22 protein-coding genes are annotated in these 25,558 nt (G+C 65.3%); 9 read left to right on the forward strand and 13 right to left on the reverse strand.

Features of this window, described 5'->3' with window-relative positions; genetic code table 11:
* Positions 1–167 precede the first annotated feature (167 nt).
* Positions 168–641 (reverse strand): MarR family winged helix-turn-helix transcriptional regulator, encoded by a 474-nt coding sequence (locus GFK26_RS15000; RefSeq protein WP_153282631.1) that lies wholly within the window; start codon positions 639–641, stop codon positions 168–170.
* A gap of 272 nt (positions 642–913) precedes the next feature.
* On the opposite strand from GFK26_RS15000, the gene GFK26_RS15005 reads away from it, so the two are divergent.
* Positions 914–2,692: a tannase/feruloyl esterase family alpha/beta hydrolase gene (locus GFK26_RS15005; protein ID WP_228122067.1), complete on the forward strand. Its 1,779-nt coding sequence runs from the start codon at positions 914–916 to the stop codon at positions 2,690–2,692.
* Positions 2,693–2,784: 92 nt separating this feature from the next.
* A complete protein-coding gene (locus tag GFK26_RS15010; protein WP_153285973.1) occupies positions 2,785–4,122 on the forward strand; it encodes an amidohydrolase in 1,338 nt (445 codons plus the stop codon).
* A 366-nt stretch (positions 4,123–4,488) separates the two neighbouring features.
* Here GFK26_RS15010 and GFK26_RS15015 read toward each other — a convergent pair whose 3' ends face one another.
* The 3 genes from GFK26_RS15015 to phnA all read right to left on the reverse strand — a co-directional run bounded on the left by GFK26_RS15015 (position 4,489) and on the right by phnA (position 8,434).
* Entirely contained in the window at positions 4,489–6,126 is a 1,638-nt protein-coding gene (locus GFK26_RS15015) for a Na/Pi cotransporter family protein (protein ID WP_153282632.1), read from the reverse strand.
* A gap of 15 nt (positions 6,127–6,141) precedes the next feature.
* A complete protein-coding gene (locus tag GFK26_RS15020) occupies positions 6,142–7,125 on the reverse strand; it encodes a Bug family tripartite tricarboxylate transporter substrate binding protein (RefSeq protein WP_153282633.1) in 984 nt (327 codons plus the stop codon).
* A gap of 82 nt (positions 7,126–7,207) precedes the next feature.
* On the reverse strand, positions 7,208–8,434 hold the full coding sequence (gene phnA / locus GFK26_RS15025) for a phosphonoacetate hydrolase (RefSeq protein WP_153282634.1): 1,227 nt from the start codon (positions 8,432–8,434) through the stop codon (positions 7,208–7,210).
* A gap of 76 nt (positions 8,435–8,510) precedes the next feature.
* On the opposite strand from phnA, the gene GFK26_RS15030 reads away from it, so the two are divergent.
* A complete protein-coding gene (locus GFK26_RS15030; RefSeq protein WP_153282635.1) occupies positions 8,511–9,401 on the forward strand; it encodes a LysR substrate-binding domain-containing protein in 891 nt (296 codons plus the stop codon).
* Between the two features lie 4 nt (positions 9,402–9,405).
* Here the strand turns inward: GFK26_RS15030 and GFK26_RS34485 are convergent, their stop codons facing one another.
* The 4 genes from GFK26_RS34485 to GFK26_RS15050 form a co-directional block, all read right to left on the reverse strand.
* On the reverse strand, positions 9,406–9,534 hold the full coding sequence (locus GFK26_RS34485; protein WP_265590135.1) for a hypothetical protein: 129 nt from the start codon (positions 9,532–9,534) through the stop codon (positions 9,406–9,408).
* Positions 9,535–9,919: 385 nt separating this feature from the next.
* Entirely contained in the window at positions 9,920–10,654 is a 735-nt protein-coding gene (locus tag GFK26_RS15040) for an amino acid ABC transporter ATP-binding protein (RefSeq protein WP_153282637.1), read from the reverse strand.
* Entirely contained in the window at positions 10,651–11,913 is a 1,263-nt protein-coding gene (locus GFK26_RS15045) for a M20/M25/M40 family metallo-hydrolase (protein ID WP_153282638.1), read from the reverse strand. Before GFK26_RS15045 ends, GFK26_RS15040 begins: the two co-directional genes overlap by 4 nt.
* Before the next feature lie 9 nt (positions 11,914–11,922).
* A complete protein-coding gene (locus GFK26_RS15050; RefSeq protein ID WP_153282639.1) occupies positions 11,923–14,877 on the reverse strand; it encodes an FAD-dependent oxidoreductase in 2,955 nt (984 codons plus the stop codon).
* Positions 14,878–14,980: 103 nt separating this feature from the next.
* Here GFK26_RS15050 and GFK26_RS15055 point away from each other — a divergent pair, with 103 nt between their 5' ends.
* Genes GFK26_RS15055 through GFK26_RS15075 form a run of 5 tightly spaced genes read left to right on the forward strand, consistent with a single transcriptional unit; the run spans position 14,981 to position 19,761 of the window.
* Positions 14,981–15,877 carry a dihydrodipicolinate synthase family protein gene (locus GFK26_RS15055; RefSeq protein WP_153282640.1) on the forward strand — a complete coding sequence of 299 codons (897 nt, stop codon included), beginning with the start codon at positions 14,981–14,983 and terminating at the stop codon, positions 15,875–15,877.
* A 54-nt stretch (positions 15,878–15,931) separates the two neighbouring features.
* The gene (locus GFK26_RS15060; protein WP_153282641.1) at positions 15,932–16,762 is read left to right on the forward strand and encodes an ABC transporter substrate-binding protein; all 831 of its coding nucleotides are present in this window, start codon (positions 15,932–15,934) and stop codon (positions 16,760–16,762) included.
* 48 nt (positions 16,763–16,810) lie between these two features.
* Entirely contained in the window at positions 16,811–17,536 is a 726-nt protein-coding gene (locus tag GFK26_RS15065) for an amino acid ABC transporter permease (protein WP_153282642.1), read from the forward strand.
* Between the two features lie 13 nt (positions 17,537–17,549).
* Positions 17,550–19,004 (forward strand): dihydropyrimidinase, encoded by a 1,455-nt coding sequence (gene hydA, locus GFK26_RS15070; protein WP_153282643.1) that lies wholly within the window; start codon positions 17,550–17,552, stop codon positions 19,002–19,004.
* Complete coding sequence (locus tag GFK26_RS15075; protein ID WP_228122019.1) at positions 18,973–19,761, forward strand: GntR family transcriptional regulator; 789 nt, start codon at positions 18,973–18,975, stop codon at positions 19,759–19,761. The genes hydA and GFK26_RS15075 overlap by 32 nt, the downstream gene beginning before the upstream one ends.
* On the opposite strand, the gene GFK26_RS15080 is transcribed toward GFK26_RS15075, so the two are convergent.
* Both GFK26_RS15080 and GFK26_RS15085 read right to left on the reverse strand, forming a co-directional pair.
* A complete protein-coding gene (locus tag GFK26_RS15080; protein ID WP_153282644.1) occupies positions 19,728–19,982 on the reverse strand; it encodes a lytic polysaccharide monooxygenase in 255 nt (84 codons plus the stop codon). The two genes, GFK26_RS15075 and GFK26_RS15080, sit on opposite strands and share 34 nt — an antisense overlap.
* Positions 19,983–20,259: 277 nt before the next feature.
* Positions 20,260–21,003, reverse strand: a complete 744-nt coding sequence (locus GFK26_RS15085) for an AraC family transcriptional regulator (RefSeq protein ID WP_416222557.1) — start codon at positions 21,001–21,003, stop codon at positions 20,260–20,262.
* 321 nt (positions 21,004–21,324) lie between these two features.
* Between GFK26_RS15085 and GFK26_RS15090 the strand changes: the two genes are divergently transcribed.
* A complete protein-coding gene (locus GFK26_RS15090; RefSeq protein ID WP_228122020.1) occupies positions 21,325–21,717 on the forward strand; it encodes an ester cyclase in 393 nt (130 codons plus the stop codon).
* 44 nt (positions 21,718–21,761) lie between these two features.
* On the opposite strand, the gene GFK26_RS15095 is transcribed toward GFK26_RS15090, so the two are convergent.
* The 3 genes from GFK26_RS15095 to GFK26_RS15110 all read right to left on the reverse strand — a co-directional run bounded on the left by GFK26_RS15095 (position 21,762) and on the right by GFK26_RS15110 (position 25,548).
* Positions 21,762–22,343, reverse strand: a complete 582-nt coding sequence (locus GFK26_RS15095; RefSeq protein ID WP_153282647.1) for a DUF1877 family protein — start codon at positions 22,341–22,343, stop codon at positions 21,762–21,764.
* A 250-nt stretch (positions 22,344–22,593) separates the two neighbouring features.
* Complete coding sequence (locus GFK26_RS34585; protein WP_322745843.1) at positions 22,594–24,399, reverse strand: cyclic nucleotide-binding domain-containing protein; 1,806 nt, start codon at positions 24,397–24,399, stop codon at positions 22,594–22,596.
* Positions 24,400–24,615: 216 nt separating this feature from the next.
* Complete coding sequence (locus tag GFK26_RS15110; RefSeq protein ID WP_153282649.1) at positions 24,616–25,548, reverse strand: electron transfer flavoprotein subunit alpha/FixB family protein; 933 nt, start codon at positions 25,546–25,548, stop codon at positions 24,616–24,618.
* Positions 25,549–25,558 lie beyond the last annotated feature (10 nt).

Consider the following 25,558-nt stretch of genomic DNA (forward strand, 5'->3'; position numbering starts at 1 on the left):
CGGGCACTGCGCCGCCCGTCTCATTGCAACTCAGGGCGTCCGCGGCAGTTCGAGGTGTCGGCAACTTGACGTGCGTCGGTGCCGAAGCGCCTTGTCTTGAGCGGTGCAGCGAACCTCTGTGTGCGCTACGAAGCACCTGTGTCGCTCGAGGGCGTACAGCGGCAGCACTACCCCTTGCGCTGCGCCGCGACCTTGCGCAACAGTTCCATGAGCACGGCTTGTTCCACCTTCGTGAGGTGGCGCAGAAGGTCGCTCTCCATCGTGACTGCCACGTGCAAGGTCTTTCGTACCAGCGCATCACCTTCGGGTCTGAGTTGCAGATGCTGTAGCCGCTTGTCCTGGCCACTCTGCGTTTTGACGATCCAGCCGCGTTCAGCCAGACGATCCAACAGGAGCGACATTCGCGCCGCAGTGGTGCCGAGGCTGGCGCACAACTGTTTCCCTGTCGCGCCCGGATTGGAACTCAGCAGGACGAGGATCGTGAATTCGACTTGAGAGATGTTGAAGGGCCGTCCGATCGCGCGTTGGAAGACCTTCGAACTGGGGATGCTCGCTTGAGCGATGTTGTAGCCCAGCAGGGTTTGCATCCGCGAATGGTCGAGGCCTCCCGGAAGTTCCAAGTTGTCGGTTTCGGCGGTCATCTTGGAAGTCTAAAGGCCGCCTCCTCGGGGTGCTGCCGGTGCCAGTTCCTCCGCGGGTTTTTACCCGTGCGACGGCTTGAGCAGGTCGATACATTGGTTAGTGTTGATAACTAATTTTCCGATGAAAAAATGCATATAGCCTTTCATGTTTAGGCGATATGTCGGGATTAATTGTTATTAAAAGAAAGTATCAACGAAGCACTTCGAAGATTGGTGCTCATGACCTCAAACGGAGACAAACGAAAATGACGACGACTTTTCACCCGCCCAGGATGGCGGGCGCCGTAGTGCTCGCCGCAATGACGATGACCTTGGTCGCCTGTGGAGGCGGGGGGGACACTTCTTCCCCTGGCTTCGCCTTTTTGCCACCTCTGGCAACAACACCGCCGTCATCCCCGCCCACCACGGCTGGCCCGCCTGTGGCTCCAACGGGCTTGCCGCAACTGACCGCGGCCATCGGCGCCGAGTTCAAGGGCGCATGCGGCGATCTGACCGCGTTCACCTATGACAAGGTCACCCTCACGTCTGCCACGGTGGCCGCCGCCGGTGCGCAAAAGGTCGCTGGTCGAGACATCGCGGCGCATTGCGTGGTGACGGGCAAGATGAACGAGCGCGTCAGCGCGGTGGACGGTCAGACCTACGCCATCGGCTTCCAGATGCGGTTGCCTCTGAGCTGGAATGGCCGCTACCTCTATCAAGGCAATGGCGGCACAGACGGCAGCGTCAGTGCTGCCGTGGGCAGCGTGGGAAGCGGCGGGCCGCTGACAAACGCACTGGATCGCGGCTTCGCGGTGATCTCGTCGGACGCAGGCCACAGCGCTGCGCAAAACCCGCTGTTTGGGCTGGACCCGCAGGCGCGCATTGACTACGGCTACGGCGCAGTGAAGAGCCTGACGCCGATGGCGAAGGCTTTGATCAAAGCCGCCTATGGCAAGGGACCGGACCGGTCCTATATTGGCGGCACCTCGAACGGCGGTCGGCATGCCATGGTCGCGGCGGCGCGTTTTGCGAACGACTACGACGGCGTGCTTGCGAATTCGCCAGGCTTCAATCTGCCCCGGGCGGCCGCCGCACAGTTGTACACGGCCCAGCAATTCCACAAGGTCGCCACCGACCCGCTGGACCTGGAGACGGGCTTCACGCAACAAGAGCGCAACCTCGTGGCGCAAAAAATCCTGGACAAATGCGATGCCCTCGACGGCTCGGCCGATGGCCTTGTACAGGACATCGAGGCTTGTCGTCCAGCATTCAACCTTTTCGCGGATGTGCCCACTTGCGCTGGCGCCCGGGACGGCTCATGTCTGACGGGCGCTCAGAAAAGCGCCATCGACGCGATGTACTTCGGTCCGGTCAACAGCCGTGGCGAGCGTCTGTACGCCACACAACCGTATGACCCTGGGCTGGTCGGCTCTGGGTGGGCGAGCTGGAAGTTCTCGAGTTCAGTAGGGGCGGCCCGCGACCCTGTGGCGGTGGGCATCATCTTTCAGACACCGCCGGATTCCACGATTCTGGCCGATACCCGCAGCTTCGCTTTCAACTACAACTTCGACCTCGACTTCCCCAAGCTGTTCGCTACCAATGCGACTTACACCGAGGACTCGATCTCGTTCATGACTCCGCCCAGCGCCAGCAAGCTGGGCACCTTGCGCGATCGCGGCGGCAAGATGATCGTGGTCCAGGGCGCATCGGACGGGGTGTTCTCGATCGACGATACCAAGCGTTGGTACGACGAACTCAACGCGGAGAACGAAGGCAAAGCTGCGGGGTTCGCGCGGTTCTATCGCGTGCCGGGCATGAATCACAGCAGCGGCGGCGTCTCGACCGACCAATACGATGCCCTGGCGGTGCTGGTGGACTGGGTCGAAAAAGGAATCGCACCTGACCGGATCATTGCCACCGCGCGTGGACCGGGCAATCCGGGCGGCGCGAACAGCGCAGTGCCTGCGAGTTGGACGCCTGACCGCACGCGCCCGCTCTGTCCGTATCCGCAGGTCGCGCGCTACAACGGCTCCGGCGATTCGGAACGCGCGGAGAGCTTCTCCTGCAAATGAGACGAGCGTGCGTGGCACGTGCAGGAAATGGTTGCATGCTCATCATGAACTACCGAAGAGCATCGCGGCGACACAAACCCCTTGGAGACGATATGCACCTACTCAAAAAATACCAGAGCCACGCTTTTGCCATCGCCATGGTGGCCAGCGCCACCATGGCGAGCGTTGCCGCAAGCACGGCGTTTGCACAATCCGCCAACCCGCATATCGGAGCGTTGGTCGACGGGATGTACCCCGCACTGGAGACGATCTACCGGGACATTCACGCGAACCCGGAACTCGCATTCAAGGAAACGCGCACGGCCGCAAGGCTCGCAACGGAGATGCGCAGCATCGGCTTTACCGTGACCGAGAAGGTTGGCGGCACTGGCGTCGTCGCGATCTACAAGAACGGCCCGGGCCCCACAGTACTTGTGCGCACGGAACTCGATGCACTGCCGATGGAGGAAAAGACAGGTCTGCCCTACGCCAGCAAGGTCAAGGCTGATTGGAATGGTCGCGAGACTTTCGTCGCACACAGTTGCGGACATGACATCCACATGGCGAGTTGGATCGGAACAGCACGCACACTTGTCGCACTCAAGGACCAGTGGAAGGGCACACTGATGTTTATCGGCCAACCGGCCGAGGAAGCCGGTGGTGGTGCCAAGGCCATGCTGGCCGACGGCCTGTTCACGCGTTTTCCAAAGCCCGATTTCGCATTCGCCTTGCACTCGGACCCCATGCCCCACGGCGTCCTGGGATACCGTGCCGGTGCTACGACCTCCTCTGCGGATAGCCTCGACATCACGTTCAAAGGGCGCGGCGGGCATGGCTCGGCCCCGCACAAGTCGATTGACCCGATCGTGATGGCGGCGCACTTCGTAACCGACGTGCAGAGCGTTGTCAGTCGCGAAAAGGATCCGGCCGAATTTGGCGTGGTGACGGTTGGCGCAATCCAAAGCGGCTCCGCGGGCAACATCATTCCTGATTCTGCGGAGCTCCGCGGCACGATTCGCAGCTACAAGCCCGAGGTGCGCGAAAAGATGCTGGATGGCATTCGGCGCACTGCGAAGGCCGCAGCTGCGATGGCTGGAGCGCCTGAGCCCGTGGTTGCCTTCGGAGATAGTGGATCGGCGATCGTGAATGACGAGGCCGTCGTCCAACGTACGGCCGCTGCGCTCAAGGCGCAACTGGTCACGGCAAAGGTGGTCGAGGTCCCTCCGATCACTGCGAGCGAAGATTTTTCGGAATATGTCAAAGCGGGTGTGCCGTCGATGTTCTTCTTCGTCGGAGTGAATGACCCCAGGGCCGTCGCTGAATCGTTGAAACCTGGCGGCAAGCCGGTGCCGTTCAATCACTCGCCATTTTTTGCTCCAGTGCCAGAGCCCAGCATAAAAATGGGTGTTCAGGCGATGACAACAGCTGTGTTGAGCGCGATGACCAAATGAGGATACTCACCTGAAACCTCAGGAAATCCTTCCCCCCTGTATTGCTGCAGTCGAACGCTCTCCAGGGGTTTGACTGCACCTAATGACGGGCCCTGTCGGCAGGGGGCGTATTGCCGCCCCTCCACGCGAGGCTCAGCGTGCGCCCGCAGCGGCGCTGTGGAGCGCAACGCCTAGTTCGGCGATGCCGCCCTTCGACGCGCGATGCGTTGCTGTTCGGCCAAAGTCCAGCCGAGGTCGGTCATTCGCTCCCAACAATGCTCACCCGGCCAGCTCTGGGTTCCTTCTCGTAGCGAAATCTCTACGCTTCAGCCTGCTCGAGCCCAGCGGCACCGCCGGGAAGATCTGACCGACGCAGCGTCTCTCAATCTACGGCGTTTGCGAGCCCCAGGCCGGGCTGAACGGCGCGGCCCGCTCTTCCAGCACCGCATAGCCGATCGCGCACAGGTGCGAGTGCACGCGCTGCAGCTCGCTGATCAGGTCCAGGTGCAGCCCGCTGGTGTCCACGCTTTCACGCGTGTTGCCCGCGTAGCGCACCAGGTGCGTGTTCGCAAAGGCGCGCTCGAGTTCGCGAAAGCGCTGCTCTTCATCGACCAGCTCGCGCGCATCGCGTTGCTGCCGGCCGAGGAACACGCCCAGGCTCAGGCTCAGGGTGGTCATCAAGCGCGCATGCAGTTCGTTCACCTCGGTGAGGCCGGCGACGGACATGCGCCGTCCCGGCCGGATCTTGCGCTCCTCGACATCCAGCAGCACGCGTTCCGCGATGTCGGCCACCTGTTCCATGTTGATCGCGAACGCCAAAATTTCTCCGCGTCGGCGCTGCTCGTCGAGGCTGAGGGCTTCCGGCGCCAGGCGGGCCAGATAAGCCTTGATCGCCGAGCAGAGGGTGTCGACCGTGTCGTCCAGTGCCCGCAGGCGCTCTGGCAGCCCGAGGTCGTTGTCCTGCAGCGCGGCCGGAATGCCGCGCAACATGGTCTCCACCACATCGGCCTGGTACACCGCCTCGCGCACCGCGCACGACAACGCCAGGTGCGGCGTCGGCAGCGCGCTCGCGGCAAGGTGCGGGGTGCGCGCGCCTTCCTTCGGCGCGGTGGGAGAAGGCAGGCATCGCTGAACGAATGCCGACACCTGCGTGGTGAGGCCGATGAACACCAGCGCCACCACGACGTTGAACGCGAGGTGAAAGCCCAGGATGTGCGCCGCGGCATCGGACCCCGCGGCCTCGGCCCACGCCAGCAGCGCGGGCACGAACGGCATGACCAGCGCCACGCCGCCCAGCTTGAACACCAGGTTGCCCAGCGGCACGCGGCGCGCTTCGAGCTTGGCCGTGGCCGTGGTCAGCACGCCCAGCAGCCCGCTGCCCACGTTGGCACCGAGCACCAGGCCCAGCGCGGCGCTCGCCGGCAGCAAGTCGGCGGTCGCAAGCACGGCGGTGAGCAGCACGATGGCCAGGCTGGAATAGGCCACCAGTGTCAACGCGGCGCCGACTGTGATGGCCAGTGCCACGTCACCGCCCAGGCCGGCGAGCATGCCTTGCAGCGCGCTCATGTGGGTGAGTTCCATCGTCGAGGCGCGCACCAGCTTGAGCGCCAGCATCACGAGCCCCAGGCCCACGAAGATGCGCCCCATCTCGCTCTGGCGCCGGGCCACCGTCATCACCACGCCCACCAGGATGCACAGCGGCGACAGCCACGACAGGTCGAGCGACAGCGCGAGCGCGACCAGGCTGGTGCCGATGTCGGCGCCCAGCATCATCGCCAACGCCAGCGGCAACGCTAGCACGCGCTCGGCCACGAAGGACGCGGCCATCAGCGAGGTCGCCGTGCTCGACTGCACGACCGCCGTCACGCCCAGGCCCGCTGTCAGCGCGGCAAAGCGGTTGCCGACGGCGCGTGCGAGCAGGTAGCGCAGGTTCGCGCCAAAGGCCTGCAGCACGCCGGCGCGCACGAGCTGGGTGCCCCACACCAGCAACGCGATGGCTGCAACGAGCTCAAGCAGTCGGGTCATCGTGCCGTGCGCCCCTCAATCGACCTTGACACCGGCGTTCTTGACGACCGCGCCCCAGGCCTTGAGCTCATCGCTCATGAAGCTGGCGAACTCGGCCGGTGTGCCGCCACCGGGTTCGGCACCGTCGGCAGCGAGCGTGGCGCGCAGCGCGGGACTGGCGAGTGCGGACTTCGTGGCCTCCGAGAGCTTGGCCAGCACGTCCTTCGGCGTGCCTGCAGGCGCGAGCAACCCGGCCCATGAGGTCACCGGAAAGCCCTTGATGCCGGCGTCCTGCATGGTGGGGAGTTCGGGCGATGCCGACGAGCGTGCGCCCGATGTCACCGCCAGCCCCTTGAGCTTGCCGCTGCGCGCATGGCCGATGGCGCTGGGAATGGTCTCGAAGCCGAACTGCACTTCGTTGGACATGAGCGCCAGCATGGCGGGCCCGCCGCCCTTGTAGGGCACGTGGCTGGCGTCGATCGATGCGCCGGCGCGAAAGATCTCGCCGGCCAGGTGCGCCGGCGAACCGCTGCCCGACGACGCGAAATAGGTCTTGCCCGGATTGGCCTTGGCATAGGCCACCAGCTCCTGCACGGTCGACACCTGCAGCTGCGGCGCCACGACCAGCAGCAAGGGGTACTTGGCGACCAGCGCGACCGGCTCGAAGCTCTTGACCGGATCGAACCTCAGCTTGGGATACAGGTGCGGGTTGATCGCCTGGCTGCTCACTGTGCCGAGAAACAGCGTGTAGCCGTCCGGCGCCGCGGCGGCGACGGTCTCCGCCGCGATGTTGCCTGCCGCGCCGGGCCGGTTGTCGATGACGACCGACTGCCCCAGCAGCTCGGTCATGCGCTGCGCCAGCACGCGTGCCAGCTTGTCGGTCGATCCGCCCGGCGCGAACCCCACCACCAGCCGCACGGGCTTGGTCGGATAGGACTGGGCCGCCGCGGGCAACGCGGCCCCCGCCAACAACGCGACCGGCAGGAGCGCGAGGGTGCGCCGACGAATGAAATTGAGCATGCGTGTCTCCTTGTATTTATGTGAGCGATCCGGCTCTCGGTGCTGTCGTGGGTCAGCACCGCGGAGGGGGGCGGCGCGCCGGCTAGCGCACGTGGTTCAGCGCGAGCGAGAACACGTCGAAATTGCGCAGGCGGCCCGGGGGCACGTCGTGCAACACGCGGTTGAACAACAGCGGCACGCGCTGCTCGGACAACCCGCCGTGCGAACGCAGCGGCACGGTGAGACCCGACAAGTCGTGCTTGGCGGCGGACGTGCCGAGCACCGAGAGCCGGTGCCCGAGCACCACGAGGTCGCCGATGCGGTCGGACGGCAGCTCGAAGCGCTCGCACGCGGCCTGGCGGTCGAGCACCTCCTCGACGCCGTTCAGCGCCGCAATGAGGCGCGCCACCTGCGCGGGGTCGGCACCGTCGCCCAGGTAGACCGTGGCGAACGAGCCCAGCGCACCGTGATGCACGACGTAGGGGTCGGTGATGGGCAACAGCACCCGCGCCGCGCCGGCGCCCAGCTCGCGGTCGAGTTCGTCCTGCAGGAACACGATGTTCGGCACGCCGAGCGAATCGGTCTTGGCGTTCATGCCGTGGTCGGCCGTGATGCCGATCACCGCGCCGCCCTCGTCCAAGCGAGACAGGTAGCGGTCCATCATGGCGTAGAAGCTGTTGGCGCCCTCGGTGCCGGGGGCGAACTTGTGCTGGATGTAGTCGGTGGTCGACAGGTACATCAGGTCGGGACGCACCGATTCCATGAGCGCGACGCCGGCGGCGAACACGAACTCCGACAGCTCGGCGCTGTACACCGACGGCAGCGGCATGCCCACCTTGCGCAGCAGGTCGTCGATGCCGTTGTCGGCCAGGGTCGCGGTGTCGGCCTTCTCGGCCGAGAAGCAGATGCCCTGCAGACGATGGCCGAGCAGGGAACGCAGCTTGTCCTTCGCGGTGATCACGGCCACCTTGGCGCCCGCGATGGCGGCTTCGGCCAGCAGGGTCGGGGCGCGCAGGTAGCGCGCGTCGTTCATCAGCACTTCGGCGTTCTGCTGGGCATCGAAGAAGTAGTTGCCGCAGATGCCGTGCACGCTGGGCGGCGCGCCGGTCACGATCGACAGGTTGTTCGGGTTGGTGAAGGACGGCATCACGCAGTCGCCCGACAGCACGGTGCCCTTGCGGGCCAGCGACGCAAAGAACGGCGCCACGCCGGCCTGCACGGCCTGGTTGAGGTAGTCCTGCTCGCACCCGTCGATGCAGACGATGACGGTGGGCGTGCGGGGCAGCGTGTAGCTGCGTTGGTTGACGGTGATGATGGGTTGGCGGGTCATGGATTGCAGCGTATCGTGTGAAAACTGCTGACACAATCGATAAAAAGTCGCGGATATGTGACGAAAGCTCACACCCATGCCCCATCACCTGCCCCCGCTCAACGCCCTGCGCGTCTTCGAAGTCACGGCCCGCGCGGGCAGCTTCACGGAGGCGGCCAAGGAACTCAACCTGACACACGGCGCCGTGAGCCGCCAGATCCAGCGCCTCGAAGCGGCGCTCGGCCAGACGCTGTTCCGCAAGGAGGGCCAGCGCATGGTGGCCACGGTGCATGCCAAGGCCTTCGCGCGCGAGATCAGCGCGGCCTTCGACCACATCGGCGATGCGGCGCGCCGCTACGGCCGGGCCGCGACGAGCAAGGTGATCCGCATCAACGCGCCGGCCACCTTCGCCATGCGGTGGCTGATCCCGCGCCTCGCGGCGTTTCGCGAGCGCCAGCCCGGCACCGAGGTGCGGGTGTCCACGGCGCTGAGCAGCGACCCGATGTTCCAGGGCGGCTTCGACCTGTCGATCCGGCGCGCCCCGGGCGACCAGACCCAGTTCGAGGTGATGCCGCTGTTCGCGGAAACGAGCACCGTCATCGCCAGCCCGACGCTGCTCGCGAAGCACAGGCCGCGCCGGCCGGCCGATCTGCTGAAGACCGTGTTGCTGTCCACCGAGACGCGGCCGGGCGACTGGGAAGCGTGGCTGGCGGCGGCCGGGTGCGGCGACCTGCGGCCCCTGCAGCAGCTGCGCTTCGACCACTTCTTCGTCACGCTGCAAGCGGTGGTCGATGGCATGGGCATGGGCATCGGCACCTTTCCGACGCTGTCATCGGACGAGCGGCTGGGCCGCATCGCGCGCGTCTTTCCCGAGCTGGAGATTCCGGGCGGCACCTACTTCGCGCTGTTGCCGCTGGACTCGGACAAGCCGAAGCACCTGCTCGAGTTCCTGAAATGGCTGCTCGAGTGCGCGGCGCAGGACCCGTGAGTCCTCAGCGCGGAGGTGCCCCTTGCTGCGCTGCATCGAGCACGCTGTCGAGAAACCGCTTCGCGCGGCGGACGCGCATCTTGATGAGCTGACTCACGGCGGTGCGGCCGCCCTGAATGCTGATGCCGGCCACGGTGCCGATGTCGCGCTTTCAGGGGCGTGGCCCCTGCTCGGTGCAGCCATTCTTGCGTCAATGAAAAAGGCAGCACAAAGGGTGAGCGCGAGGCGTGCTTCCAACCAGTGAGTGGCTTAGTTTGATCAGTGAAGGCTACCGCGGCGCATGGCTCTCGCGCTAGCCGCATGCGCAGCCTCCCCGAACTCTTGCGGATCGAACATCAAGATGGGGTAGGCTATCCGACCAAGAATGCCCTGAAAAGCTGGCGCCGCGAATTCGAGCAGCGGCTCTACTTCCTGTGGGCTACGGGGCCGAGTCCCCAAGTACTCGCGGGCGCAGAGGGGGGCGGCTGTCGATCCGGGGGGGCAGGTCTCGGATTTTCCGGGACCCGCCCTGCCAGCGCTCAGTGCTGGAGGATCTTCGAGAGGAACTGCTGGGCGCGGTCGGAGCGCGCGGCGGGATTGCCAAAGAACTCTTCCTTCGGGCAGTCCTCGACGATGCTGCCGCGGTCCATGAAGATCACGCGGTTGGCCACCTTGCGCGCAAAGCCCATCTCGTGCGTCACGCACATCATGGTCATTCCTTCGCAGGCCAACTGAACCATCACGTCGAGCACCTCGTTGACCATCTCCGGGTCGAGCGCAGAGGTGGGCTCGTCGAACAGCATGGCGATGGGGTCCATCGCCAGCGCGCGTGCAATGGCCACGCGCTGTTGCTGGCCGCCCGAGAGCTGCGACGGAAACTTGTGCGAATGGGCCTTCATGCCCACCCGCTCAAGCAGCGCCATGGAGCGCGCACGCGCCTCGCTTGACGAACGCTTGAGCACCTTGATTTGCGCGATCGACAGGTTCTGCTCGATCGACAGGTGAGGAAACAGTTCGAAGTGCTGGAACACCATTCCCACGCGCGAGCGCAACCGGTTGAGATCGATCTTCGGGTCGCCCACCGAGGTTCCGTCGACCGTGATGTCGCCTTTCTGGAAGGGCTCCAGCGCGTTCACGCACTTGATCAACGTGGACTTGCCCGAACCCGACGGCCCGCAGACTACGACGACTTCGCCTTTGCGGATGCTCGTCGTGCAATCGGTCAGCACTTGAAAAGCGCCGTACCACTTGCTCACTTGATTGATTTCGATCATCGGGTTTCCTTTGGCAGGGCCATGAGATGCAAAAGCGTGTGGGCGACGACGAGGGTCGCCTTGCGCAGTTCGTCGAGGGGAACGCGTTCGTCGGCGCGGTGGCCGTTGGCTTCGAGCAGCGATTCGGGGCCGGCGCCGTACATCACGGTCGGGATGCCGGCTTCGCTGTACAGGCGCGCGTCGGTGTACAGAGGTACGCCGATGGGTGTCACCGGCTTGCCCATGACCTCTGTGGCCTCGCGGCACATCAAGGCGGCGAACTCCGCCGCGCCGAGGGCGGGCGCGAACGGGCGGGCCAGCAGGATCTGCCGGATCTCGACGGTGATACCCGGCAGAGTGGCGCAGGCGTCTTCGATGACCTGTCGCAGTTCGGCCTCGACCGCTTCGGGTGCTTCCTCCGGCACGATGCGGCGGTCGATGCGCAGGCTCAGCGTGTCGGCCACCACGTTGGTGTTGATGCCGCCCTGGAGCAGGCCGACCACCATCGTTGGGTGCGTGATGCCGGGCGTCTGCGAGGGCCTGTCCACCAGCTGGTCGCGGTAGCGGTACAGCGCGGGCAGCAAGGTGGCCGCAGCCTCAATGGCATCAGCGCCCGTGTCGGGCCGAGCGGCGTGCGCCGACTTGCCCCGCAACGTCACCTCCAGGTGCAGGCAGCCGTTGTGCGCCACGACGACGTGGTGAGAAAAGGCCGCCGAGATCACGTAGTCGGGACGGCTCAGGCCCTGCGAAAGAATCCAGCCGGGTCCGGTCATGCCGCCGGTTTCTTCGTCGTAGGTCAGGTGCAGCTCGACCGTGCCGGCGAGCGGCGTGCCGCTTGCGCGCAATTGCTTCAGCGCGCGCAGTGCGAAGGTGTAGGTGGTGAAGTCCGACTTGGAAACCGCTGCACCGCGCCCGTACAGCCATCCGTCGCGCACCTCGCCGCTGTAGGGCGAGCCGGTCCAGCCGGCACCGGGCGGCACCACGTCGCCGTGCGCGTTGAGGGCGATGACCGGGCCGTCGCCGAAACGCTCGCGCACGATCAGGTTGGTCACGCTGCGCATGCCGTGCTGCTGCGCGAATTCGGTTGGCACCGCGTGGCGTTCGACCACAAAGTCCATTCCCTCGAGCAGGCGCGCCGCGACTTCGGCATGCGGCGCGCAATCGCCGGGCGGATTGTCGGAGGGGCATTGCACCAGTTGCGCCAAGGTTTGGACCTGGCTGTCGAAGTGGGTGTCGATGAATTGGCGCAGCACGTCGCGCGCCCGGGCTTGATCAGTCATGAAACTCCATCAAAGAAATCGGTCGATTCGAAAAGGCGTGATGTCGATGTCCGTGCGCCCGTGCACGATCAGGTCGGTGACCAGGCGCGCGGCGATGGGCGCCAGCGTGTAGCCGTTGGATGTGACAGCGTTGTAGAAGCCCGGTACCCCGGGCACATCTCCCAGGATGGGGGCGCCGTCGATGTTGACGTTCATGCCGGCCCAGCAGCGCACCATGTGCAGACCGCTCACGGCCGGCAGCACCTGCCGCGCGACCCACAGACCGCCCTCGATGCTGTCGCGCTCGGCGCGGTTCAGCCGCATGCCTTCATGGAACGCGGCGGTCCAGCCACCGCCGATGATCAGACCTCCGGTGGCCGCCTGCTTGAGGCTCAGGTGCCGGTCGGCATGCGCGACCAGGTGATTGACCAGCGGCGCGGCGGGCTCGGTCACGATCATCTGCAGCGGTGCGCCCTTGACGGGAATCCGCACGCCGAGCATGTCGCCCACCTTGCTGGACCATGCGCCACTGGCGTTCACCACCCGGCCGGCGTGGATGATGCCGCGCGAGGTATGGACCACGAAGCCGGCGCCGTCGCCCACCTGGCGATCGATGCGTTGCACGTCGCAGCCGCGCAGAAAGCGCGCGCCTTGCTGCTGTGCGAGGCAAGCCACGGCGTAGGTCGCGCGCAGCGGATTGATCTTGCCTTCCATGGGGCAGAGTTCGGCGCCCAGGAGCTGGGGCGACAGGGCCGGGGACAGGCGACGCAGTGTGGCTGCGTCGATCACTTGCGCGTCGATGCCGTGGCTGCGTTCCAGTGCGGCCTTGGCCTCGATGAAACGTATGCCGGCGTCGGTGTCGGCCACCATCAGTCCGCCGGTGATCTTGATCTCCAGGTCTTCGCCGCTGTCGGCCTCGATCTGCTGCCACAGCCGCACCGACATGGGGCCCAGCGGCAGCGTGGCCGCGGCCGGGCCGCCGCCTTCCTGCGCCTTGGCGCCGAAATCGAAAGACAGCAACTGCACGTGCAGGCTGCCCGCATTGGCCCCCGAGGCTTGGAGGTTGATGTCGTCGCGGTCGACCACCGTCACGTCCTGGCCGGCTTTCGACAGGTAGTGGCCCAGGCAGGAACCCAGCACGCCGGCGCCGATGACCAGCACGTCGGTGCGCACCGGGGCGTCGAAGGGGGCGTGTTCGACCGGGCGCGCAAGGTTGGGCGTGATGGCCGGCTTGTGGCCGCCCCATTCGGGCTTCTCGAAGCCCAGCGCGCCGGCCGGCACGGGCTTGGCCGGCGGGCGCGGCGCAAAGTACTGCTCGACCTCCAGCGCTCGCCCCGTCATTTCGCTCACGAGCTTGGCGGCCGTGACCGCGCAGTAGCGGCCCTGGCATCGGCCCATGCCCAGCCGTGCGTTGCGCTTGAGCGCTGCCAGTGTGTCGCGGCCCGCACGGATCTGTTCGCGCACCGAGCCGAAGCTGATTTCTTCGCAGCGGCACAGCAATGTGTCGTCGCTGATGGCCGCCAGCGCCACGGGCGGTGCCTCGTACAGCGACCAGAGCGCCTGCTGGAAGCACTCGGCCCGCTGGAGCTGAGCCGCTGTCCGGTCGGATGAGGGCGTTGGTTTTGTCAGCAGTCCAAGCTTGCGTGCCGCGGACCGCCCGGCCAGCGTGCCGCGCGCCAGTGCGACGCGCGAGCCGCCCATGTCGGCCCCGTCACCGACCACGAAGACACCGTCCAGGCTGGTGGCGCCGTCTTCGGCAGTCACTGTCGCAAGATAGCCCAGATGCCGATCGACCACGCGATGTTCGCAGCCCAGCATGCGGGCGAGTTCGGTCGATGGGATGAAGCCATAGCCCAGGCACAATGTGTCGGCCTCGAAGCGCTGTAGAGATGACGTCGGCTGGCCTTGCGCGTCCAGTTGCACGGCTTGCACGGCCGTCAGCTCGCCGTCGCCTTCGGCCCCCACCACCGCGTGGCGCCACAGCACCGGAACTTTGTGCGCGCGCAGCTGGCGCAGGTAGCCCCAGCCCTGGCGCACCAGGTCGGGGGCGGTGCGGGCGGTGGTCAGCAGGTGGCGCCAGTGGCGGGCCGACGGGCTCGCAGCCGATTCCAGCACCGCGACCACGTGCGCACCGCCGACCAGCAGTTCCGCGGCCAGTTGCAGGTTGAGCGGGCCGTTGCCTGCGATCACCACGCGCCGGCCCGGCGCCACGCGGTAGGCCCGCGCCAGCGTTTGCGCCGCGCCGGTGGTCATCACGCCGGGCAGCGTCCAGCCCGGAATGGGGACGGGCCGCTCGTAGGCACCCGGTGCGATCACGAGTTGGCGGCAACGGATATGGGTGGCCCGTCCGTCGATCAGCGCGCTGACTTCATGGGCCGAGAAGGCGGCCCAGACTTGCGCGCCCTGCGCGATGGTGACGCCGGCCGCGCGCACGTCACGCTCCAGCGCCAGGCCATTGGCGAACTGGCGATCGGCAGGGCGCGGTGCGTGGTGCGAGGGCGCCAGCGGTTTGTAGAACTGGCCACCGGCCTGCAGCCGTTCGTCGAGCACCAGCACGCTGGCGCCGGCCTGCCGCGCGGCCAGTGCCGCCGACAGGCCGGCCGGTCCGGCGCCCACCACCAGCACGTCGACGTCTTGCGCGGCCGGCTTTGCGTCGGCAGGCGGCGTCAGCGGCTGCAGCGGGTCGGCCGGCGTGCCCGCCGGCATGGCCGAGCGGATCTGCTGGCCGTCGGCCACCTTGGTCAGGCAGGCGCGCTGGCTGGCCACGCCATCGACCGTCACCAGGCAGTCGAAGCAGGCGCCCATGCCGCAATAAAGACCGCGGCGCTGGCCGTCACGCGTGTGGCGCATCTGACGAATGTGGCTAGCCGCCAGGGCGGCCGCCACGGTCTCGCCCTCGAGGCCGTCAACGGGCTGGCCGTCGTACCAGAAGCGGATCGGCCGGCCGCCGGCAGCAATGGAGCAGTGGGTCAGTCTGGCGCTCATGGGCAAGGTGCGAAGCAAAAAACTGCTTGGATATACGCAATGTATACGTATACTAATCGCACACAATCATTTCGTCATCCGATTTTTTTACAAGGACCGACCCATGACAGCGTTCCGAGGCACCTACACGGTGCTGATCACTCCCATGACTGCCGACGGAAAGCACGTGGACGTGCCTGCGCTCAAGAAGCTGGTCAATTGGCAGATCGAAGAGGGCATCCACGGGCTGATTCCGCTGGGCAGCACGGGGGAGTTCCTGTCATTGACGCCCGAGGAGCGCCAACTGGTGATCGAGACCTGCGTGCAGACGACCGCAAAACGCGTGCCTGTTTTGATCGGTACCGGCGCCGAGTGGACGGATGAGTGCGTGCGGCTCAGCCGTGAAGCCGAGAGCATGGGTGCCGACGGCGTGATGATCATTCCGCCGTTCTATAGCTCGCCCACCGACGACGAGCTGTTCGAGCACTACCGCAAGGTGGGCGAGGCGATCAACGTGCCGATCATGGTCTACAACAACCCGGCCACGGCCAATGTGGATCTCAAGCCCGAACTGGTGGCGCGCCTGTCGCGCATTGACAACTGCAAGTACATCAAGGAGTCCACGCTCGAGGTCACGCGGGTGCGCGACATCATCGAGCTGTGCGGCGACCGCATGACGGTCTTCGCGGGCATCCTCGGCTACGAGTCCTTCTGGCTGGGCGCCCAGGGCTGGGTCGCGGTGTGCTCCAACCTGATCCCGAAGATGTCGGCGCGCTTGTTCGAGCTGGTGGCCGACGAGCGCGACATGCCCGCGGCGCTCGCGCTCTACAAGCAGATGCTACCGATCGTGCGCTGGGTCGGCGGCCACCGCTATGTGGCGGCCTCCAAGGACGGCCTCTCGATGATGGGCCTGCCCGTGGGCAAGCCGCGCGCGCCGCGTCTGCCCCTGCCCGAAGCCGATGCGCTCGACCTGCGTCGCGCCCTCGACCGGCTCGGGCTGCTCGACTCCATCGCGCGTTGAGCGCCCTGCGTCTCCCGTCCCCTCTCCTCGTTCCACCTTCACCAGGAAATCACCATGAAACTGCTCCCCGCTTTCGCTTCGGTCGCTGCTCTTTTCATTCTCGGGATGGGGGGCGCAAGCGCCCAGGCCTGCAAGTCGCCGGTGCCCGACACCGCGCTGGTGAAGAAGGGCACGCTGATCATGTCGGTCAACCCGACCTTGCCGCCGATGCAGTTCGTCGACCAGACCGGTGCGCTCAAGGGCATGCGGGTTGAGTTGGGCAATGCCATCGCCAAGCGCCTGTGCCTCACGCCCGAGTACGTGCGCATCGAGTTCTCAGCCATGATCCCCGGCCTGCAGGCTGGCCGCTGGGACGTCATCAACACCGGCATCTTCTACACCGAGGAGCGCGCCAAGCTCATGCAGATGCTGCCCTACGAAGACCAGGCCATCAGCATCAGCACCGCCAAGGGCAACCCGTTGAAGATCAGCAAGCCCGAGGACCTGTCGGGCAAGAGCATCGGCGTCGAGATCGGCGGTTTCGAGGAGCGCAAGGCACGCGAACTCGACAAGCAGCTGACCGACAAGGGCCTCAAGGGCATGACCATCCGCACCTTCGAGAACTTCGCAATGGCCTACCAGTCGCTGCGCGCCGGCCAGGTCGAGGTGGCTCTGTCTATCGACTCCACCGGTGCTGAATACCAGAAGCGCGGCGACTTCGACCGTGTGCTGCACGGACTGTTCCCCACGCCGGTGGCGCTGGCCGCAAAGAACAAGGAACTGTCGATCGCGGTGGCCAAGGTACTCAACGACATGAAGGCCGATGGTTCCTTCAACAAGCTGCTCGACCAGTACGGCGTCAAGGCGACCGACGGGGCCGTGGTCGTCAAGGGCCCGGCGAGCTGAGCGCGCGGCGCTTTCCTCGTCACTGACTTCGTCAACTAAGGAACTTCCATGGGACAAGGCTGGAACTGGTCGGGCTTCTTCGACTACCTGATCAACCCGTACATCCTGAGCGGCGCGCTCACCACCTTGTGGCTGACGCTGGCGGCCATCGCAGGCGGACTGGTGGTGGGTTGCGCGCTGGCTCTGGCCCGGCTGTCGCGCCACCGCTGGCTTGCCGCGCCGGCGCATTTCTACATCTGGGTGTTCCGCGGCACGCCGCTTCTGGTGCAGCTGATCATCATCTACACCGGGCTGCCCCAGCTGGGCGTGAAGCTGTCGGTGGTGGAGTCGGCGCTGCTGGGGCTGATCCTCAACGAGGCGGCTTACCTTGCCGAAGTGGTTCGCGGCGGCATCCAGTCAGTGTCGGCCGGCCAGACCAACGCGGCGCGCGCCGTGGGCTTCAGCAGCGCTCAGAGCATGCGCTACATCGTGATGCCGCAGGCTATGCGGCTGATCATCCCGACGCTGGGCAACAGCATCAACGGGCTGCTCAAGACCACGTCGATCACCTCGGTGATCTCGATGGAGGAGCTGCTGCGCCGGACCCAGGTGCTGATCCAGGAGAAGTTCATGGTGCTGGAGCTGTTCATCGTAGCCGCCATCTACTACCTGCTCATGACCACTGTATGGGACTTCATACAGCGGCGCATCGAGCGCCACTACGGCCGTGCCTACGGCAACGCGAGCGAGCCCGCCGCAACGGTCACGACCGACGCCGTGCTCGAGCAACGCTAGCCGAAAGCCCGCCATGCAGCACTACGACCTGATCCTTCGCAACGCCGACATCGCCACCGTGGGCGATCGTTATGTGGCCGACATCGGCGTTCGCGATGGGCGCATCAGCGCGATCGCGCAGCAGCTGGATGGCAGCGCCGACCGCGAGCTCGATGCCGTCGGCCGGCTCGTCACGCCCGGCGGCGTGGACGGTCATTGCCATTTCGACCAGCCCACCAGCGACGGCTCGCGCTTCTCGGACGACTTCTTCACCGGGACGCGGTCGGCCGCCTGCGGCGGTACGACCACCGTGTTGCCGTTTGCCGCACAGCAAAAGGGCGGCAGCATCCAGGACGCCGTCGACGACTACCACCGCCGGGCCGACGACAAGGCAGTGATCGACTATGCCTTCCACCTCATCGTTGCCGATGCCACCAAGGATGTGACGCAGCGCGAGCTGCCGGCGTTGATCGAGAAGGGCTACACCTCGTTCAAGATCTACATGACCTACGAGGACCTGAAGCTGGACGATCGCCAGATCATCGAGGTGCTCGCGGTGGCGCGCCGGCAGGGCGCGATGACGATGATCCACGCCGAGAACAGCGACTGCATCGCTTGGCTCACCGAGCAGCTGCTGGACGCGGGCCTCACCGCGCCGCGCTATCACGCGAGTTCACGACCGATGGCCGTTGAGCGCGAAGCCACGCACCGGGCAATTGCGCTGGCAGAACTCATCGACACGCCGATCCTCATCGTGCATGTGTCGGGCCGCGAGGCCGTCGAGCAGATCCATTGGGCACGCGGGCGCGGGCTGCCGATCTTTGCCGAAACCTGCCCGCAGTATCTGTTCCTGAGTGCAGAAGACCTGGGCATTGATCCCGACGATCCCATGCGCGGTGCGCGCTGCATCTGCAGTCCGCCGCCGCGCGACAAAGCAAACCAACAGTTCATCTGGAACGCGCTGGCGAGCGGCCTCTTCACGGTCTTCTCGTCGGATCATGCGCCGTTCAACATCCACGGCCCCGACGGCAAGCGCGTGGCCGGCGACGACGCCTCCTTCGACCGCATCCCGAACGGCATCCCCGGCGTCGAGACGCGCATGCCGCTGCTGATGAGCGAGGGCGTGCTGGCCGGGCGCATCGACGTGCACCGCTTCGTGGAATTGACGGCGACCAACCCGGCGCGCATGTACGGCCTGTATCCGAAGAAGGGAACCATTGCCGTCGGCGGCGATGCCGACTTCGTTGTCTGGGACGTGTTCGAGCCGGGGCACGAGAAAGTCATTGCGAACGACATGCTTCATCACGCAGCCGACTACACGCCCTACGAAGGCATGCGTCTGCGCGCCTGGCCAGGAATCACGGTGTCGCGCGGGCGGGTTGTTTGGCAGGACGGCGTGTTCTCGGCCGAACCGGGCTCGGGGCAGTTCCAGTCGTGCCTGCGCCCGCGCACGCCGAATGCTGGCAGTCCGCTGGACAAGTGGCTGTGAGACCATCCAACCCACAGCGGCCAGCCTGCTAAGCTTTTCGCCACCGTCTGTGGAAACCCTTTTTTGTCGCATGCCAAGTCTTCCCAGCCCGGCCCAACCCGCCACCATCACCATCGCACCGCTCGAGGTGCGCTCTGCCAGCCTGGCCGAGCAGGCCTACGCGAGCCTGCGCACCCTGATCCTGGATCGCAAAATCTCGGCTGGCAGCCCCTTGCAGGAAGGTCGGCTGGCGGAAGAGTTGCGGATCTCGCGCACGCCGATGCGTGAGGCGCTCGTACGACTCGCCGGCGAAGGGCTGCTGGTGCGCCGTGATGCGCGCTCGTATGCCGTGCGTGCGCTGGGCACCAAGGAATACTTCGACTGCATGCGCGCGCGCGAGATCATCGAGGGCGAAGCCATCGTGCTGGCCGTCGACAAGATCAGCGACGCACAGATCGATGCCCTGGAGGCCGACCTGAAGTCCTTCGACGTCGGCGAGCACGACGAGACCGAGCACTGGCATTTCGACGACCGGTTCCACCTTATCATCTCGACGGCCAGCGGCAATGTCGTGCTGCCGCGGCTGGTCGAGGAGTTGCGTGTGAACGCACGCCTGTTCCGCCTGCACAGCCCGCTCCATCGCCAGCGAGAAAACCACGATGAGCACGGCGAGATCATTCGTGCGCTGCGCGCGCGCGACCCCGTGCTGGCGCGCGACGCCATGCGCGCACACTTGCGCAGCCTTCAAGAAGACGTCAAACGCGCGATCGTCGACTGACACCCGTCTTGCACGGCGTTGGCTTGTCCGATCTGTCGCATGGCGCTCGGTGTCGCGGGCGGCGAGGTGGTCGTTTCACCGCTGAAGCTCATCACATCGGAGCAGTTGTAGAACGCCTCCTGGCTGTCTGCGCGCTGCAACGCGGCGAACAGGGCATGGCGGCCGGTGCGGTGCATCAGGTTCAACTGATTCACGCAGCGCTTGTCGGTCAGTGTGACCACCTGGTCGCCCGCTACCGGTGCTCGCCACTTCGATGTCCGACCATTGCGGCGGACGCTCCGCGCAACCACTGTAGATGTCTTACGTCGACGCCCGGTCTAGATTGCGCGCTGTCCTTCAGTCACGACGTCTGATCGTCGCCTTCGGGCCCGTTGCTGCCACTCGCCACGCCAAAAAGCAGACATCTAGACAGCGCAGCTCGGGCTCGAACGCCAAGAGTCCGGTAGCCCGTGCGCGAGACCGAATGCAACGTCCGATCCGCGTCGTCGGGTATCGCCACTACAACGAGATATCGAACCGACGGCGGAATTCGCCTGGCGTGCATCCTTCAATGCTACGAAAGAACTTGGTGAAGTTGGTCGCCTCGTCAAAGCCAAGCTGCCGCGCGATGGCGGAAATCGGCATCTCCGTATGTACGAGCAGGCGCTTGGCTTCCAGCGCAAGGCGCGAGGCAATGAAGGCCTTTGCGCCGACGCCAGCCACCGCACTGCAGATGCGAGTGAGAGTCTTCTCAGAACATCCTATGGCATGTGCATAGCGCGAAACGTGATGCCACTGATGCACCTTCGCGTCCAAAAGCCGTTTGAAAAGGCGAAAGCGCTCCGGCGCGCCGGCCGATGTTCCAGCGGGCGGCTGTTGCTCGGTGTGAAAGATGTGCAGCCGCATCACGAGCGTTGCCAGTTCGCTCTGGAGCAGCCAGTTCAGCAGCGGTTGCCGGGCTTCAAGCGCGCACTCCTCCTCGAGCCGCGCGAGCGTGTCGGCCAAGAACCGACCCGTCGACCGATCGAGGCGCAGATGGCCAGGAAGCGCATCGATCAATTCAGGCATCTGAAGGCGTTCCTCGCCTTGCGAAGCCTGCAGCAGTTCGGGTCTGAACAGCAGAAGATTTGCGTCCCAACGGCTTCCCGGGCCGAAGCGGTGAACCTGTCCGGGCCGGATGGTCAGTAGCGATCCCGCGCCACACTCGATGTGCCTGAAGTCCACCACGGCGCGGCATTTTCCGCGTCTGACGTGCACGAACATGTGAAAGTCGTAGCGGTGGTGACGCTGAAGGTGGGCTTGAGGCACCCTTCGTCTTAAGTCCGACATGGAGAAGACCTCGAGATCCAGTGTGCTCTCGGCCGAGGGCCGATATCGGACCTGCTCGATATCGATGGGTCTCGTTCCGCGCGGCATCGACCCATTCTGTCCGATATTCACCATTCAGCAACCGACTTCGATCGTGTCGAACACGCCGGCAGCTCGAACAATATGGGTACGCGGGCACCGGGCGGCCACCAAGCCCGCGTCCCATCCTGGTAGACATTTCCGAGGCGACAGATGCAAACAACAAATCGACAGTTCATGACTCGCTTCGTGGAGTTCATCAACACAGCGGACCCGCGGCTCGCCACAGAGTTGGTTTCTCCGGACGCCGTGTTTCAAGTTCCTGGGCGCGCCGAGCCCGTGCACGGGCCACAAGGCTACCTGGAGATCATCGGGATGATGCGCGGCGGCTTCCCCGACATTCAATGGACCCTCGAGGAAACCGTCATCGAAGGTGATGTCATCGCTGCGCGATTCACGATGCGTGGGACGCATCACGGAGCTTTTTTCGGCGTGCCTCCCACCGGCAAGACGATTGCCGTGCAAGCGCTGAACATTTATCGATTATTGACCGGGAAGATCGTCTCCGAAGTGGGGCAACCGGACCTGCTCGGACTGATGCAGCAGATCGGCGCGTTGCCGCGTTCCTGAGCCCCAAGGCTGGACCAAAGGACCGCTTCTGGCCGTGAGCCGCTCTAGCCCCAGAACCACATCATCCCGAGGTTTGCGGCGCAAGCTCGGTCGAGGAAGTCGCGCAGAGACTTGATGTCAGCCTGTGCTTCCTGCGCAAGTTCGTCCTCATCACTCCCCGTCTCCAAAGCATAGGCCCGTGCCCGTTCTTCCACTGTGGGCAGGTCCAGCTCGCGCAGTGCCGCCCGGAGCTCAACTACCTCCGCCGCTCGAAAGGCGTGGGCATGCCCAACCCCCACCTCGCCAAGTTCGACCGCCAGCCCCAACATCTCTCCCCGGTAGCGGCCGCCCACATCCGGAAAGTTGGTGACGCCGTCGAGCTTGGAGGTAGTTCCGTTAAGGATGAAATAGAGCCCGCCCCTCGAGTACAGCATCGTGCACGCGGCCTCCGATTCTGGCCAGGCGCATCCGACTTCGATGTCGACCTCCGTCACGACCTCGCGGTTCGAGAACCAGGACCCGACCTTTTCAGTCGTGGTGGTCTTCGGGCGCCGACCTTCGACGAAATCGCGCGTGTGCCCGGGATTTGCTCGAAGGTGCTCCAACTGCTCATCGCTCACCGTGCACAAGCTCAGGTCGTATCCCATCGTTTTCCTTCAAATTGGGCGGCTGGTCTCAATGTCTGGTGTTGGCCGATAGTACCCATTCGCGCGAGGCCGAGGGGTGTCGGCAATCGCTGCGAAGGAGACGTTCGATCAGGTTGAGGCTTTCGCCGTACTCAAATCGATCTTCATTCGGTTCGGCCATGCTCAAGGGTAGGGGGCTCTCATGGCCTCCTCGCTGCATCGTTGTTACCGGTGCAAGCCTGGCGCAAGAGCTTTCGCCATTCGTGTTCTTCTATTCGACGTTGCGCTTCAACATCTCGAGATCGAGGATGACCATCCCGCGCGCATCGAGGCGAAGAAGGCTCTCCTTCTCCAACGTCCTGAGTGCCTTGTTGACCCGCTGACGGGATGCGCCGATCAGGCGTCCCAATTCCTCCTGCGCAAGGCCCAAATCCAAGCGGACGCCTGCTTCGTGATCTGCGACGCCACGGCGTCGCGCATGACGCATCAAGAATTTGGCGAGACGGTCGCGGACCGTCATTGTCTTCAGGTCGTCGACCGTACCGGTGAGCCCCTTGATGTATTGCGACTGTAGACGCATCAAGGCGCCATACAGTTCGACATGGGTGGCCAGGAGCGCACGGAAGTTGTCCTGGGGCATGAAGAGGACTGTGGTGTCCTCACACGCAAAATAATCATGGGCCCATTGCCCGCCGTCGAAGATCGCGATGTTGCCGAACCAGCTGCCCGGTTCCATGTAGGCGAACGTGCTGTGCCTGCCTGCACTGGTGGTGGAGCACACGCGCACGGAGCCCTTCGCGCATCCCATCCAATGGCCGTGCGGGTCGCCGCGTGCGGCAATCCGATCGCCCTCCACGAAGCGGCGTACGAAGACATTGCGAAGAATGTCGTGGCGAAGCGTTCGGGAGAGTGATGAAAACCAGCGTCCGGCGTTGATGCGCTGGCGCTCGTCGGCATGGATGGGGGACGTACTCATCTGTGAAAAGCCCTGAAGTTTTGCGTCGATGCGCGTGATCGGGTCATGCCGGCGAAGAGAACCAGGCGATACCATCGGCGTCTTCCGCCAGGCGCGCTTCTCCCTGCTGTTGCAAGTGATTGAGATAGGCCATGGCCTCGCCGGTCGCCAGTGCGTCACGAAGATCTGTGATAACTGAGCACGGGCGAACAGAGTCTGGAAGCAGTCAACCGCCCGGTGTGGCGCTTTCAGGAGCGCTCGACGCAGGCGTTCCAGTGCCTGCTTACGCTTCTGCGACAGTCGATCTAGTCTTGTGTGGAGCCCGCGAAATGGATCGTCATGCGCGGGAAGGACCAGGGCATTCGTGGGCACGTGCGTTCGCAGCTTTTCCTGCGAGGACAGCCAGCTTTCCAGCGGATCGGCCTGGGGCTCCATCGGCGACACGGAGGCGTTCGAGGAAATGAGCGGCAACACTTGGTCGCCCGAAATGAAGACGCCGAGCTCGGCACAGGGAAAGCATGCGTGCTCGGGCGAATGGCCGCTGCCGACGATCACCTGCCACGTAGTGGCACCGATACGGATCGACTCGCCGTCGCGCAGCCGGCGGTAGCTCGGCGGCAGGGGTGTCATGAGCTTCTGGGGGCGGCGCTTGAATGCACTGTACGTTTCCAGCATGGCGTCGTTCCAGCCGGCGCGCCGATAGAAGTCCAGAGCGGTGCGCAGCATCTCTTCCGTGTCCTCGTGGCCGACCACGCGCGCCTGCAGGTATTCAGCACGGGTCATCCACAAGGGGCAACCGAACTCGCGCGACGGCCAGCCGGCCATCTCGACGTGGTCCGGGTGCAGGTGCGTGCCGAAGACGCGGGTCAACGGGCGTCCTGCCAGCGGCCCCTCTGGCGCGACCAAGGTGCGCCAGAGGGCCTGGGTCTGCTCCGTGTACATGCCCGTATCGAACAACGCCCAGCCCCCACCATCGCGCACCGTCCAGACGTTGACGTGCGCCAGGGCCGTCGGCAGGGGAAGGCGAATCCACAGGACGCCGGGCGCGACCCCGTGCGCCTGTCCGGGAGCTGGGGCGCTTCCACATGGAAGCTCGAGCGTCGCGATGCGCGCGCGAGACACGGGCGCCTCAGTTGAAGGCGTTCGAGCCATGTGCTTACCTTGCAGCCTGCGTGCCTTCTGTTCGGCGCGGAGGGGGCATCGGAGCCTCGGCGTTCGCCAGCGGCGCAAGCTCTGGCGATAGCGAGCGCTGTGGGCAGAAGGTGGGAGACACTGTGGACTGCTTCTGACGAAGCTCCAGCAGGCATCTTCGCAGCAAGGCCATGCGAGCCTCGCTCCTCAAACCGCCTTCGCGAGTTCCGGCACAGCCGTGAACAGGTCGGCCACGAGGCCGTAGTCGGCCACCGAGAAGATCGGGGCTTCTTCGTCCTTGTTGATCGCGACGATGACCTTCGAGTCCTTCATGCCGGCCAAGTGCTGGATCGCGCCCGAGATGCCGGCCGCGATGTACAGCTGCGGCGCGACGATCTTGCCGGTCTGGCCCACTTGCCAGTCGTTCGGGGCGTAGCCTGCGTCGACGGCTGCGCGGCTGGCGCCGAGGCCTGCGTTCAGCTTGTCGGCCAGCGGGGCCATCACTTCGGTGAACTTCTCGGCGCTGCCCAGGGCACGGCCGCCCGAGACGATGATCTTCGCGGCGGTCAGCTCAGGACGCTCGCTCTTCGTGACTTCGCGGCCGACGAAGCTGCTCTTGCCGCTGTCAGCCACGCCTTCAGCCGTTTCGATGGCTGCGCTGCCACCCGTGGCGGCAGCTGCGTCGAAGCCGGTCGTGCGCACGGTGATCACCTTGGTGGCGTCGGTGCTCTGCACGGTGGCAATCGCGTTGCCGGCGTAGATCGGGCGCTCGAACGTGTCCGGGCTGTCGACCTTCGTGATGTCGCTGATCTGCGCCACGTCCAGCTTGGCGGCCACGCGGGGAGCCACGTTCTTGCCGTTGGCGGTCGAGGGGAACAGGATGTGGCTGTAGTTGCCGGCGATCGCCAGCACTTGGGCAGCGACGTTTTCGGCGAGGTTCTCAGCCAGCGATGCGCTGTCGGCAGCGATCACTTTGGACACGCCGGCGATCTGCGCGGCGGCCTTGGCAGCCTCTGCTGCGTTGGCCCCGGCCACGAGGATGTGGACGTCGCCACCGCAAGCCAGGGCGGCAGTCACGGTGTTGAGGGTGGCCGGCTTGATGCTGGCGTGGTCGTGTTCGGCAATGACGAGTGCGGTCATGTTCGTTTCT

This window comes from Variovorax paradoxus, from assembly GCF_009498455.1.
In the GTDB taxonomy this organism is placed as follows: domain Bacteria; phylum Pseudomonadota; class Gammaproteobacteria; order Burkholderiales; family Burkholderiaceae_C; genus Variovorax; species Variovorax paradoxus_H.

Excerpts from the sequence above, each read along its gene's own strand:
- GFK26_RS15000 (WP_153282631.1), bottom strand. The coding sequence starts at position 641 with ATGACCGCCGAAACCGACAACTTGGAACTTCCGGGAGGCCTCGACCAT.
- GFK26_RS15005 (WP_228122067.1), top strand. The coding sequence starts at position 914 with ATGGCGGGCGCCGTAGTGCTCGCCGCAATGACGATGACCTTGGTCGCC.
- GFK26_RS15010 (WP_153285973.1), top strand. The coding sequence starts at position 2,785 with ATGCACCTACTCAAAAAATACCAGAGCCACGCTTTTGCCATCGCCATG.
- GFK26_RS15015 (WP_153282632.1), bottom strand. The coding sequence starts at position 6,126 with ATGACCCGACTGCTTGAGCTCGTTGCAGCCATCGCGTTGCTGGTGTGG.
- GFK26_RS15020 (WP_153282633.1), bottom strand. The coding sequence starts at position 7,125 with ATGCTCAATTTCATTCGTCGGCGCACCCTCGCGCTCCTGCCGGTCGCG.
- phnA (WP_153282634.1), bottom strand. The coding sequence starts at position 8,434 with ATGACCCGCCAACCCATCATCACCGTCAACCAACGCAGCTACACGCTG.
- GFK26_RS15030 (WP_153282635.1), top strand. The coding sequence starts at position 8,511 with ATGCCCCATCACCTGCCCCCGCTCAACGCCCTGCGCGTCTTCGAAGTC.
- GFK26_RS15040 (WP_153282637.1), bottom strand. The coding sequence starts at position 10,654 with ATGATCGAAATCAATCAAGTGAGCAAGTGGTACGGCGCTTTTCAAGTG.
- GFK26_RS15045 (WP_153282638.1), bottom strand. The coding sequence starts at position 11,913 with ATGACTGATCAAGCCCGGGCGCGCGACGTGCTGCGCCAATTCATCGAC.
- GFK26_RS15050 (WP_153282639.1), bottom strand. The coding sequence starts at position 14,877 with ATGAGCGCCAGACTGACCCACTGCTCCATTGCTGCCGGCGGCCGGCCG.
- GFK26_RS15055 (WP_153282640.1), top strand. The coding sequence starts at position 14,981 with ATGACAGCGTTCCGAGGCACCTACACGGTGCTGATCACTCCCATGACT.
- GFK26_RS15060 (WP_153282641.1), top strand. The coding sequence starts at position 15,932 with ATGAAACTGCTCCCCGCTTTCGCTTCGGTCGCTGCTCTTTTCATTCTC.
- GFK26_RS15065 (WP_153282642.1), top strand. The coding sequence starts at position 16,811 with ATGGGACAAGGCTGGAACTGGTCGGGCTTCTTCGACTACCTGATCAAC.
- hydA (WP_153282643.1), top strand. The coding sequence starts at position 17,550 with ATGCAGCACTACGACCTGATCCTTCGCAACGCCGACATCGCCACCGTG.
- GFK26_RS15075 (WP_228122019.1), top strand. The coding sequence starts at position 18,973 with ATGCTGGCAGTCCGCTGGACAAGTGGCTGTGAGACCATCCAACCCACA.
- GFK26_RS15085 (WP_416222557.1), bottom strand. The coding sequence starts at position 21,003 with ATGTTCGTGCACGTCAGACGCGGAAAATGCCGCGCCGTGGTGGACTTC.
- GFK26_RS15090 (WP_228122020.1), top strand. The coding sequence starts at position 21,325 with ATGACTCGCTTCGTGGAGTTCATCAACACAGCGGACCCGCGGCTCGCC.
- GFK26_RS15095 (WP_153282647.1), bottom strand. The coding sequence starts at position 22,343 with ATGGGATACGACCTGAGCTTGTGCACGGTGAGCGATGAGCAGTTGGAG.
- GFK26_RS15110 (WP_153282649.1), bottom strand. The coding sequence starts at position 25,548 with ATGACCGCACTCGTCATTGCCGAACACGACCACGCCAGCATCAAGCCG.